Below are 12583 nucleotides of genomic sequence, written 5' to 3'. Positions count from 1 at the left end.
TCAAACGAGCTAATCAAGCTTACTTCTTTTATGGAGAGTTTGATCCTGGCTCAGGATGAACGCTGGCGGCGTGCCTAATACATGCAAGTCGAGCGAACAGACGAGGTGCTTGCACCTCTGACGTTAGCGGCGGACGGGTGAGTAACACGTGGGTAACCTACCTATAAGACTGGAATAACTTCGGGAAACCGGAGCTAATGCCGGATAACATATTGAACCGCATGGTTCAATAGTGAAAGACGGTCTTGCTGTCACTTATAGATGGACCCGCGCCGTATTAGCTAGTTGGTAAGGTAACGGCTTACCAAGGCGACGATACGTAGCCGACCTGAGAGGGTGATCGGCCACACTGGAACTGAGACACGGTCCAGACTCCTACGGGAGGCAGCAGTAGGGAATCTTCCGCAATGGGCGAAAGCCTGACGGAGCAACGCCGCGTGAGTGATGAAGGTCTTCGGATCGTAAAGCTCTGTTATTAGGGAAGAACAAACGTGTAAGTAACTGTGCACGTCTTGACGGTACCTAATCAGAAAGCCACGGCTAACTACGTGCCAGCAGCCGCGGTAATACGTAGGTGGCAAGCGTTATCCGGAATTATTGGGCGTAAAGCGCGCGTAGGCGGTTTTTTAAGTCTGATGTGAAAGCCCACGGCTCAACCGTGGAGGGTCATTGGAAACTGGAAAACTTGAGTGCAGAAGAGGAAAGTGGAATTCCATGTGTAGCGGTGAAATGCGCAGAGATATGGAGGAACACCAGTGGCGAAGGCGGCTTTCTGGTCTGCAACTGACGCTGATGTGCGAAAGCGTGGGGATCAAACAGGATTAGATACCCTGGTAGTCCACGCCGTAAACGATGAGTGCTAAGTGTTAGGGGGTTTCCGCCCCTTAGTGCTGCAGCTAACGCATTAAGCACTCCGCCTGGGGAGTACGGTCGCAAGACTGAAACTCAAAGGAATTGACGGGGACCCGCACAAGCGGTGGAGCATGTGGTTTAATTCGAAGCAACGCGAAGAACCTTACCAAATCTTGACATCCTTTGACCGCACTAGAGATAGTGTTTTCCTCTTCGGAGGACAAAGTGACAGGTGGTGCATGGTTGTCGTCAGCTCGTGTCGTGAGATGTTGGGTTAAGTCCCGCAACGAGCGCAACCCTTGAGCTTAGTTGCCATCATTAAGTTGGGCACTCTAAGTTGACTGCCGGTGACAAACCGGAGGAAGGTGGGGATGACGTCAAATCATCATGCCCCTTATGATTTGGGCTACACACGTGCTACAATGGACATTACAAAGGGCAGCGAAACCGCGAGGTCAAGCAAATCCCATAAAGATGTTCTCAGTTCGGATTGTAGTCTGCAACTCGACTACATGAAGCTGGAATCGCTAGTAATCGTAGATCAGCATGCTACGGTGAATACGTTCCCGGGTCTTGTACACACCGCCCGTCACACCACGAGAGTTTGTAACACCCGAAGCCGGTGGAGTAACCATTTGGAGCTAGCCGTCGAAGGTGGGACAAATGATTGGGGTGAAGTCGTAACAAGGTAGCCGTATCGGAAGGTGCGGCTGGATCACCTCCTTTCTAAGGATAATATACGGAATATCGCCTTTAGGTGATAAGCGGATTAACGTGACATATTGTATTCAGTTTTGAATGCTCATATTTGAGGATTCAACAAAATAAAAATTAAAATGAAAGCATTTGTCAGTCTATGAATTTCTTGATGAGCGCAGCGAAGATTACTAAGCGTAACTGAGCAAGTGAAGAGAGAAATGAAGCAGAATGCGAAGGCTTGCCATTTTAATAAACTTGTACATTGAAAACTAGATAAGTAAGTATAAATGATTTTACCAAGCAAAAACCGAGTGAATAGCGAAAGCTTGAAACTAAAAAATTATCGCTAGTCGTCAAATGACGACTCACATAATTAATAACACAGTTTTGAATTGAAAACGCTTGTCAGTTTATGAATCATAAGCAAGAGCGAGTGCGCTTACTATTCGTAAGTAATCGAGCGATTGTGAAATGATGAAGCAGAATGCGAGCGCTTGTCAATCAAAAAAGATTAAGTTATTAAGGGCGCACGGTGAATACCTTGGCACTAGAAGCCGAAGAAGGACGTTACTAACGACGATATGCTTTGGGGAGCTGTAAGTAAGCTGTGACCCAGAGATTTCCGAATGGGGAAACCCAGCACGAGTTATGTCGTGTTATCTACATGTGAATACATAGCATGTAAGAAGGCAGACCCGGAGAACTGAAACATCTTAGTACCCGGAGGAAGAGAAAGAAAAATCGATTCCCTGAGTAGCGGCGAGCGAAACGGGAAGAGCCCAAACCAACAAGCTTGCTTGTTGGGGTTGTAGGACACTCTATACGGAGTTACAAAAGGACATGTTAGACGAATAACCTGGAAAGGTTAATCATAGAAGGTAATAATCCTGTAGTCGAAAACGTGACCTCTCTTGAGTGGATCCTGAGTACGGCGGAGCACGTGAAATTCCGTCGGAATCTGGGAGGACCATCTCCTAAGGCTAAATACTCTCTAGTGACCGATAGTGAACCAGTACCGTGAGGGAAAGGTGAAAAGTACCCCGGAAGGGGAGTGAAAGAGAACTTGAAACCGTGTGCTTACAAGTAGTCAGAGCCCGTTAATGGGTGATGGCGTGCCTTTTGTAGAATGAACCGGCGAGTTACGATCTGATGCAAGGTTAAGCAGAAAATGTGGAGCCGTAGCGAAAGCGAGTCTGAATAGGGCGAATGAGTATTTGGTCGTAGACCCGAAACCAGGTGATCTACCCTTGGTCAGGTTGAAGTTCAGGTAACACTGAATGGAGGACCGAACCGACTTACGTTGAAAAGTGAGCGGATGAACTGAGGGTAGCGGAGAAATTCCAATCGAACTTGGAGATAGCTGGTTCTCTCCGAAATAGCTTTAGGGCTAGCCTCAAGTGATGATTATTGGAGGTAGAGCACTGTTTGGACGAGGGGCCCCTCTCGGGTTACCGAATTCAGACAAACTCCGAATGCCAAATAATTTAACTTGGGAGTCAGAATGTGGGTGATAAGGTCCATATTCGAAAGGGAAACAGCCCAGACCACCAGCTAAGGTCCCAAAATATATGTTAAGTGGAAAAGGATGTGGCGTTGCCCAGACAACTAGGATGTTGGCTTAGAAGCAGCCATCATTTAAAGAGTGCGTAATAGCTCACTAGTCGAGTGACACTGCGCCGAAAATGTACCGGGGCTAAACATATTACCGAAGCTGTGGATTGTCCGTAGGACAATGGTAGGAGAGCGTTCTAAGGGCGTTGAAGCATGATCGCAAGGACATGTGGAGCGCTTAGAAGTGAGAATGCCGGTGTGAGTAGCGAAAGACGGGTGAGAATCCCGTCCACCGATTGACTAAGGTTTCCAGAGGAAGGCTCGTCCGCTCTGGGTTAGTCGGGTCCTAAGCTGAGGCCGAAAGGCGTAGGCGATGGATAACAGGTTGATATTCCTGTACCACCTAAATTCGTTTTAAGCGATGGGGGGACGCAGTAGGATAGGCGAAGCGTGCTGTTGGAGTGCACGTCTAAGCAGTGAGATTGAGTGTTAGGCAAATCCGGCACTCGTAAAGATTGAGCTGTGATGGGGAGAAGAAACACGTTTCTTCGAGTCGTTGATTTCACACTGCCGAGAAAAGCCTCTAGCTAGAAAATAGGTGCCCGTACCGCAAACCGACACAGGTAGTCAAGATGAGAATTCTAAGGTGAGCGAGCGAACTCTCGTTAAGGAACTCGGCAAAATGACCCCGTAACTTCGGGAGAAGGGGTGCTCTTTAGGGTTCACGCTCTGAAGAGCCGCAGTGAATAGGCCCAAGCGACTGTTTATCAAAAACACAGGTCTCTGCTAAACCGTAAGGTGACGTATAGGGGCTGACGCCTGCCCGGTGCTGGAAGGTTAAGAGGAGTGGTTAGCTTCTGCGAAGCTACGAATCGAAGCCCCAGTAAACGGCGGCCGTAACTATAACGGTCCTAAGGTAGCGAAATTCCTTGTCGGGTAAGTTCCGACCCGCACGAAAGGCGTAACGATTTGGGCACTGTCTCAACGAGAGACTCGGTGAAATCATAGTACCGGTGAAGATGCCGGTTACCCGCGACAGGACGGAAAGACCCCGTGGAGCTTTACTGTAGCCTGATATTGAAATTCGGTACAGTTTGTACAGGATAGGTAGGAGCCTTAGAAGCGTGAGCGCTAGCTTACGTGGAGGCATTGGTGGGATACTACCCTAATTGTATTGGATTTCTAACCCGCAGCACTTAGCGTGCTGGGAGACAGTGTCAGGCGGGCAGTTTGACTGGGGCGGTCGCCTCCTAAAGAGTAACGGAGGCGCTCAAAGGTTCCCTCAGAATGGTTGGAAATCATTCAAAGAGTGTAAAGGCATAAGGGAGCTTGACTGCGAGACCTACAAGTCGAGCAGGGTCGAAAGACGGACTTAGTGATCCGGTGGTTCCGCATGGAAGGGCCATCGCTCAACGGATAAAAGCTACCCCGGGGATAACAGGCTTATCTCCCCCAAGAGTTCACATCGACGGGGAGGTTTGGCACCTCGATGTCGGCTCATCGCATCCTGGGGCTGTAGTCGGTCCCAAGGGTTGGGCTGTTCGCCCATTAAAGCGGTACGCGAGCTGGGTTCAGAACGTCGTGAGACAGTTCGGTCCCTATCCGTCGTGGGCGTAGGAAATTTGAGAGGCGCTGTCCTTAGTACGAGAGGACCGGGATGGACATACCTCTGGTGTACCAGTTGTCGCGCCAGCGGCATAGCTGGGTAGCTATGTATGGACGGGATAAGTGCTGAAAGCATCTAAGCATGAAGCCCCCCTCGAGATGAGATTTCCCAACTTCGGTTATAAGATCCCTCAAAGATGATGAGGTTAATAGGTTCGAGGTGGAAGCGTAGTGATACGTGGAGCTGACGAATACTAATCGATCGAAGACTTAATCAAAATTTTTTCACAAGGTTTTGTTTGTGTAAATGATATACTTACTATCTAGTTTTGAATGTATAACATTCAATTTTATCTGGTGCCAATGGCAAAGAGGTCACACCTGTTCCCATGCCGAACACAGAAGTTAAGCTCTTTAGCGCCGATGGTAGTTGAACTGACGTTCCGCTAGAGTAGGACGGTGCCAGGTAATTTACGAAGAGAGGTCATTATGACTTCTCTTTTTTTTGTTCAATTAGAGTTAGACATTCAGAAGTTTTTTCGTTATTTTGCCATTGTCAGATTGGATATATCATTTGCTTATGATAAGTTGAAAGTAAGGAAATGTTGGCATGATTCTATGGAAAATGAGAAATTGCAAGGACTGGCTGGGATTCAGTATTAATGGGATAGCGTATACTTTTGTATTAATTGTATTGTAGATGATTATTGTCTTACTCATCGTTGAAGTTATATTAACGATGTTCTTTGTATCTTTCAGTTCACCCATATTCAAAGTTTTAATGATAATACATAGTTTTTTAATGATGATATTTTTAATAAGACAAGTGAGGCGAAAAGGACTTTAAATAAAGATCCCCTAATGAGCACAATATTTGATGTGCTTCGCTAGGGGATTCTTGTGCTGAAATATGATATATGCTTCGTTTCAACTTAAATCAAAAGTGAATACAGCATTTTATTTTCATTGATATAGATGTTTTTAGGATCAAAGGCATCGACATTCGCTTTTAATTGTTTTAAATCTTGGTGGTGTTGTAGTTGAATGCCAATGATAACCGTTCCTGTATTTTGAGAACTTTTTTTCAAGTATTCAAATTTTGTGATGTCATCTTTCGGTCCAAGCACATCATTTACAAACTGACGTAATGCGCCAGGACGTTGTGGGAAATTAAGTATAAAATAATGTTTCATTTCTTCATAAAGCAGTGAGCGTTCTTCAATTTCTTTCATGCGGTTGATATCATTATTCCCACCACTGATAATACATACGACGTTTTTTCCTTTAATTTGTTCACGATATTGTTCTAAGGCACTGATACTCAATGCGCCAGCGGGTTCAGCGACGATTGCTTGCTTAGAATACATATCAAGAATAGTTGAGCAAACAGCACCCTCATTAATTTGAACATAATCATGTAAGAGATGATTACAAATATTGAATGTGATATCTCCTACACGTGCGACAGAAGCGCCATCCACAAACTTATCGATATTCGACAATGTGACGACTTGTTGTTGTTTCACTGCTTCATACATACTGCTTGCACCTAATGGCTCGACACCGATGAGTTGAGTAGATGGACTGTTTTGTGCAAAGTATGTTGCGACACCAGACATCAAACCGCCACCGCCTATTGCGCCAAATGCGTAATCGAACGTTATATTTTCTTCATTGGCTGATTGTAAGATTTCTTTGGCAAGTGTTCCTTGACCAGCAATTGTATGGATATTGTTGAATGGATCAATAAATGTCATGTCATGCTGATCAGTATAGGCAAGTGCTTCTTTGAGACAATCATCAAATGTATCACCAACTAGTTGAATTTCAACGTTATCGCCACCAAAAAATTGTACTTGGCTTACTTTTTGATTCGGTGTTGTCACAGGCATGAAAATGACGGCGTTTAAGTTGCGTTGACGTGCTGTAAAAGCGACACCTTGTGCATGATTACCTGCACTGGCACAAGTGATGCCTTTCGCTTGTTGATCGTGTGGTAACACGGAAATTGCATTGTAAGCACCTCTCAATTTGAATGAGCGTACCCACTGCAAGTCTTCACGTTTCAAGTAGACGTTGCAGTCATATTTCATGGATAGGTAATGATCCTTCTCTAAAGGTGTTTGTTTTACTGTTTGTTGTATGCGTAAAAATGCATCATCCACATCTTTTGCAGTGACAGTTTGTGTTTGGACAGTCATCTTATTCACTCCTTAATGTTGTTGTTCGTATTCTGTGATTTGTGATTCATATTGTAATGTCATTGCGATATCATCCAGTCCATTGACTAATTTGTATTTCCAAGTATCGTCAATATCAAAGCTGAATGTATCTTGTGGTGTCTTAATTTGTTGTTTAGGTAAGTCAATTGTTAGTGTTGATGCTTGTGCCAATGTTTCCCGTGTGCCTTTATCTAATGCGATTGGAAGCAGAGCGTTTTTTGTACAGTTCATATAAAAAATATCGCTAAAACTTCCTGCAATAATGACTTGGAATCCATAGTCTTTTAGGGCCCAAGCTGCATGTTCACGACTTGAGCCACACCCGAAGTTCTCACCAGTGATCAAAATACTAGCCCCTTTAGCTTCGGGTTTATTCAAAGCGAAGTCTGGGTTATCTGATCCATCCTCTAAGTAGCGCCATTCGTCAAAAAGAAATGGACCAAAACCTGTTTTTGAGATGCGTTTCAGATGGACTTTTGGAATAATTTGATCGGTATCGATATTGTTATGAAATAATGAAACGACTTTTCCTGTGTATTCCGTAATCGGTTTGATTTCCATTAAGCATGACCTACCTTTCTAACATCAACAAAGTGTCCGTGTATAGCAGCGGCTGCAGCCATAGCAGGGGAGACAAGATGTGTTCTAGCCCCTTTACCTTGTCGCCCTTCAAAGTTACGGTTACTTGTTGAAGCACAGTGGACGCCTGCTGGAACTTGGTCGGGATTCATGCCGAGACACATACTACACCCAGGTTCTCGCCATTCAAAACCGGCTTCCTTAAAAATGACATCCAATCCTAATGCTTCAGCTTGTTTTTTTACTTGTCTTGAGCCAGGGACAACGATTGCGGTAATATTATCGTGTACTTGGTGGCCTTTAACAAACTTGCTCGCTTCAATGAGATCCGATAGTCGTGCGTTCGTACATGAACCGAGAAATACGTAACCAAGTGGAATGTCAGCAGCTGTTTGACCAGGCTGCAATCCCATATATTCATAAGCTCTCGCATCATTTGCGTTTTCAATTTTAGGGAAGGATGTCGAGAAGTTAACGCCCATTTCGGGACTAGTTCCCCATGTCACTTGTGGTTCAAGGTCTGTGACGTCTAGTGTGATTACTTTATTAAAATGAGCATCATGATCACTGTATAAAGTTGTCCATTTTGTCTTCAATGCATCAAGATCTTTGACGTAAGGTTTACCTTCTAAATAGTTGAAAGTTGTGTTGTCTGGACGGATCAAGCCATATTTTGCACCGGCTTCTATTGCCATGTTACAAATGGTCATACGGCTTTCCATTGACAAGTTTTCGATTGTTTCACCTGCGAATTCAAGCGCATAGCCTGTTCCGAAGTTGACACCGTATTGGTTGATTAAATACAAAATGATATCTTTTGCATAAACACCGTGTGGTAATGTCCCTGTAATTTCAATTTTTAAGTTTTTAGGTTTTGTTTGCCAGAGTGTTTGTGTTGCAAAGACGTGTTCGACTTCGCTCGTACCAATACCAAAAGCGATGGCACCAAATGCCCCATGTGTAGCGGTATGTGAATCACCACATACGATGGTTTTACCCGGCTGTGTCAATCCAGTCTCTGGGCCGACCATATGAACGATCCCTTGTTCATCCGATCCCATATCAAAAAGTTTAACGTTGAATGCATCACAGTTTTTTTGTAATGCTTGAATTTGTTTGTTGGCAATATCGTCTTTAATATTGAAGATATCAACAGTTGGAACATTATGATCGAGTGTCCCGAATGTCAGATCCGGTCTTCTTAACGTTCTGTTTTGTAGCCTTAATCCTTCAAATGCTTGTGGTGATGTGACTTCATGAATCAAGTGCAAATCAATGTATAGTAATTGTGGTTCACCCGCTTGACCTGTAATCACGTGGTTGTCCCAAATTTTATCAAATAGTGTACGTCCCATTATGAAACCTCCTTGATACGAGATTGTAGTGTTTCAAAAATCTCACTTGTCGTTGATTGTCCGCCTAAGTCGGGTGTTGTTATATTTTGCACAATCAATGCATCGACTGCGTTTTCTATCCATGTAGCCATATCATCACGATGGGCAGACATTCGTAAGCACATGGCAAGTGATAGTAACATGCCAAATGGATTGGCTTTATTTTGGCCTGCGATATCAGGTGCAGAACCGTGAATTGGCTCATAGAGAGCTGGCCCTGATGCACTAAAGCTCGCAGAAGGTGACAGTCCAAGTGAACCAGGCAACATGGATGCTTCGTCGCTTAAGATATCACCGAATAAGTTTTCAGTGACAATGACGTCAAAGTCAGTTGGTCTTTTCAATAAATGCATACTGCAAGCATCAACGAGTAAATGCTCCACAGTCACATCAGGATATTGTGTAGCAATGCGATTGACTGTTTGACGCCATAATTTACTGGAAGATAACACATTCTCTTTATCAACGGATGTCAACTTTTTACGACGTTGCTGTGCGAGTTTGAAGGCTTCATGGACGATACGCTCAATTTCATGTGCCGTATATGTTAATGTATCGACTGCTGAATTGCTATCCCATTGGCTGGGTGTCCCAAAGTAAATCCCACTTGTTAATTCACGAACAATGATCAAATCGGTTGAAGCGACAATCTCTGCTTTAAGTGGTGATAGATTGACAGTATGATCACTCACACGAGTAGGGCGCAGATTTGCGAATAATCCAAGTGACTTGCGCAAATTTAACAAGCCATGTTCTGGTCGATTATTTGGATCTGTCCATTGTGGACCGCCAATTGCTGCGAGTAACACAGCATTAGAATGTTGACATGCTTCCAATGTTTCATCTGGAAGGGGGGTTCCTGTCTGTTCTATGGCACAACCACCGATAAGGTGTTCAGTTACGTGATACTCAAAGTGATACTTTTTTGATAAAGAAGCCAGCACATCAAGTGTCCCAGACATAATTTCTGGGCCAATACCATCACCAGGTAAACTCACAATTCGGAATGTCATGCCGTTTCACCTTCTTTTGATGGTGTGGGTGGTGATACTAATTGCGATGCTGCTTCAACATATGCTTTACATGATGCGCATATAATATCGTGATCAAAGCCAACACCACTCACTTCTTTATCCCCTAATTGTAGACGTACATGTACTTCTGCTTGTGCATCACGTCCTTCCGTTAATGCATCAATACGATAATCAAGCAATTTAGGTTGCACTTGTAAAATACGATCAACAGCATTATATACAGCAATGATTGATCCAGTGCCAATGCTACTATCTTGGTATGTGTTATTTGCATGATCTTTCAATACAACGACGGCACTTTGAAGACCTTTGGATACAAATTGTAACTGCAATGAATCGAGCTGATAAGCTGATTGTTTTTCATGTGCTGAACCTTGAATCAATGCATGAATATCACGATCTGTCACATGTTTTTTCTTATCAGCAATCGCTTTAAACGCCTTGAAGAGTGACTTTTGTGTTTCAATATCAATGTCATAACCAAGTTGTTTCAACTTATCTTGAAAAGCATGGCGACCTGATAGTTTACCGAGTGGCAATTCGGTGCTCTTTACACCGACGAGTTGTGGTGTCATAATCTCGTATGTTTCAGGGTTTTTCAAGAAACCATCTTGATGAATGCCTGATTCGTGGCTAAACGCATTTTTACCAACAATCGCTTTATTACGTGGCACACGCAAACCAGCATAACGTGCAATTAACTCAGATGTTTGTTTTGTAGCGTCCAGTTTAAGATTCGTCTGTATTTGATAATGATCTTGACGCACGTATAGGCCGAGTGCGACTTCTTCCAAAGCGGTGTTCCCTGCACGTTCTCCGATACCATTGACCGTTCCTTCAATGCGTGTTGCACCGTTTTCAATCGCAGCCATACTATTTGCGACAGCGAGACCGAGATCATCATGGCAATGGGCACTATACGTTATGGGTTGTTCTGCTTTGACTTCTTGGATGAGTGTTTTAAAGATCTGACCATACTCTTGAGGATACGTGTAACCGACTGTATCAGGAATGTTTATCACTGTTGCGCCTGCATCGACAGCAGTCTGAACACTTTGTATAAGAAATGGTAATGGTGTACGTGTTGCATCTTCAGGTGAGAATTGTACAATATCGAAGCGTGCTTTTGCGTAGCGCACATGCTCATCGATTGAGGATAAGACTTCAGCTTCTGTCATATTGAGCTTTGATGTTAAGTGAATAGGGCTCGTTGCGATAAAGACGTGTATAGAAGGGGAAACTGCATCTTTTGTTGCTTCGTATACTGCGTCAATGTCTGATTTCAAACAACGCGCAAGTCCTGTCACAGTAGTACGTTTTAAATGGCGAGAGATTGCTTGAACAGATTGAAAGCTCCCTTCACTAGAAGCGGGGAATCCGGCTTCTATGACATCTACGCCCCAATGTTCTAATTGAGATGCTATGTGTAAACGTTCATCAAATGAAAAACTGACGCCAGGTGTTTGTTCTCCATCTCTTAGTGTTGTATCAAAAATTTGAATATGGCTAGACATTGTAAATCACTCCTTTGAATATAACGAATATGAACAGGACACATGTACGATGAAAATGACAATTCACGAATCATGTGTCACTTGTTCGTTTGTTGATTACTTAGAAATACTTTTTGATTTGATAAATGGCATCATTTCACGCAACGTTTGACCTACTTCAGTGATAGCATGGTCTTGTTGTGCAGCACGCATTTCTTTGAATGATGCAAAGCCATTTTTATTATCTTCAATGAAACGGTCGCTAAATTTTCCGTCTTGGATATCTTTTAAAACTGCTTTCATATTTTCTTTTGTTTCTTCAGTGATGACACGTGGACCAGAAACATAATCACCGAATTCTGCTGTGTTTGAAATTGAGTAGCGCATGTTTTCAAGACCACCCTCATACATGAGATCTACGATTAATTTCATCTCATGTAATACTTCAAAGTAAGCAATTTCTGGTTGATAGCCTGCTTCTGTTAAAACTTCAAAGCCACTTTGGATGAGACGTGTTACACCACCACAAAGAACGGCTTGTTCACCAAACAGGTCTGTTTCAGTTTCTTCTTTGTATGTCGTTTCAAGTACGCCTGCACGTGTTGCGCCAATTCCTTTTGCATAGCTTAATGCAAGGTCTCGTGCTTGGCCGGTCGCATCTTGTTGAACAGCAAATAATGCAGGGACAGCTGAACCTTCAACAAATGTACGACGCACGAGATGTCCGGGGCCTTTTGGTGCAACTAAAAAGACATCAACATTACTTGGTGGTTGGATGACATTAAAATGAATATTGAAGCCATGTGCGAATGCTAAGGCATTACCTGCTTCTAAGTTAGGTGCAATTTCATTTTCGTAAACGTCTCCTTGAATTTCATCTGGAAGTAAGACCATCACAACATCGGCTTGTTTTACTGCTTCAGCAACTGTAAATACATCAAAGCCATCTTCTTTTGCTTGGTCAAATGAGCGACCTGGACGGATACCGACAACGACATCATAGCCGTTATCTTTTAAGTTTTGAGCATGGGCGTGGCCTTGTGAACCATATCCAATCACTACGACTTTTTTCCCTTGTAATTCATCTTTTTCTACTGAATTGTCATAATATACTTTTGCCATAACAACATTCCTCCATATATATCATTAATTTT

The 12583-nt window shown here is 43.5% G+C and carries 6 protein-coding genes and 3 rRNA genes; 3 read left to right on the top strand and 6 right to left on the bottom strand.

The window, feature by feature from the left end; translation table 11 throughout:
• Positions 1-27: 27 nt before the first annotated feature.
• From MUA51_RS08005 to rrf, 3 genes are all read left to right on the top strand, one after another.
• A 16S ribosomal RNA gene (locus tag MUA51_RS08005) occupies positions 28-1578 on the top strand.
• Between the two features lie 482 nt (positions 1579-2060).
• Positions 2061-4985, top strand: a 23S ribosomal RNA gene (locus tag MUA51_RS08000).
• Between the two features lie 75 nt (positions 4986-5060).
• A 5S ribosomal RNA gene (gene rrf, locus MUA51_RS07995) occupies positions 5061-5175 on the top strand.
• The 16S, 23S and 5S rRNA genes sit together here, the layout of an rRNA operon.
• 464 nt (positions 5176-5639) lie before the next feature.
• On the opposite strand, the gene ilvA is transcribed toward rrf, so the two are convergent.
• From ilvA to ilvC, 6 genes are all read right to left on the bottom strand, one after another.
• Positions 5640-6908, bottom strand: a complete 1269-nt coding sequence (gene ilvA / locus MUA51_RS07990; protein ID WP_262559283.1) for a threonine ammonia-lyase IlvA — start codon at positions 6906-6908, stop codon at positions 5640-5642.
• Between the two features lie 12 nt (positions 6909-6920).
• Positions 6921-7490: a 3-isopropylmalate dehydratase small subunit gene (gene leuD / locus MUA51_RS07985; RefSeq protein WP_262559282.1), complete on the bottom strand. Its 570-nt coding sequence runs from the start codon at positions 7488-7490 to the stop codon at positions 6921-6923.
• Positions 7490-8863 (bottom strand): 3-isopropylmalate dehydratase large subunit, encoded by a 1374-nt coding sequence (gene leuC, locus MUA51_RS07980; protein ID WP_262559281.1) that lies wholly within the window; start codon positions 8861-8863, stop codon positions 7490-7492. The genes leuD and leuC overlap by 1 nt, the downstream gene beginning before the upstream one ends.
• The gene (leuB, locus tag MUA51_RS07975; RefSeq protein ID WP_262559280.1) at positions 8863-9915 is read right to left on the bottom strand and encodes a 3-isopropylmalate dehydrogenase; all 1053 of its coding nucleotides are present in this window, start codon (positions 9913-9915) and stop codon (positions 8863-8865) included. The genes leuC and leuB overlap by 1 nt, the downstream gene beginning before the upstream one ends.
• On the bottom strand, positions 9912-11450 hold the full coding sequence (locus tag MUA51_RS07970; protein ID WP_262559279.1) for a 2-isopropylmalate synthase: 1539 nt from the start codon (positions 11448-11450) through the stop codon (positions 9912-9914). The genes leuB and MUA51_RS07970 overlap by 4 nt, the downstream gene beginning before the upstream one ends.
• 96 nt (positions 11451-11546) lie before the next feature.
• Positions 11547-12551 carry a ketol-acid reductoisomerase gene (gene ilvC / locus MUA51_RS07965; RefSeq protein ID WP_262559278.1) on the bottom strand — a complete coding sequence of 335 codons (1005 nt, stop codon included), beginning with the start codon at positions 12549-12551 and terminating at the stop codon, positions 11547-11549.
• Between the last annotated feature and the right edge of the window lie 32 nt (positions 12552-12583).

The organism is Staphylococcus sp. IVB6214 (genome assembly GCF_025558585.1).
Classification (GTDB): Bacteria; Bacillota; Bacilli; order Staphylococcales; family Staphylococcaceae; genus Staphylococcus.
This window is presented reverse-complemented; position numbering and strand designations above follow the sequence as displayed.

Coding starts and splice junctions, on each gene's coding strand:
- ilvA (WP_262559283.1), bottom strand. CDS start 6,908: ATGACTGTCCAAACACAAACTGTCACTGCAAAAGATGTGGATGATGCA.
- leuD (WP_262559282.1), bottom strand. CDS start 7,490: ATGGAAATCAAACCGATTACGGAATACACAGGAAAAGTCGTTTCATTA.
- leuC (WP_262559281.1), bottom strand. CDS start 8,863: ATGGGACGTACACTATTTGATAAAATTTGGGACAACCACGTGATTACA.
- leuB (WP_262559280.1), bottom strand. CDS start 9,915: ATGACATTCCGAATTGTGAGTTTACCTGGTGATGGTATTGGCCCAGAA.
- MUA51_RS07970 (WP_262559279.1), bottom strand. CDS start 11,450: ATGTCTAGCCATATTCAAATTTTTGATACAACACTAAGAGATGGAGAA.
- ilvC (WP_262559278.1), bottom strand. CDS start 12,551: ATGGCAAAAGTATATTATGACAATTCAGTAGAAAAAGATGAATTACAA.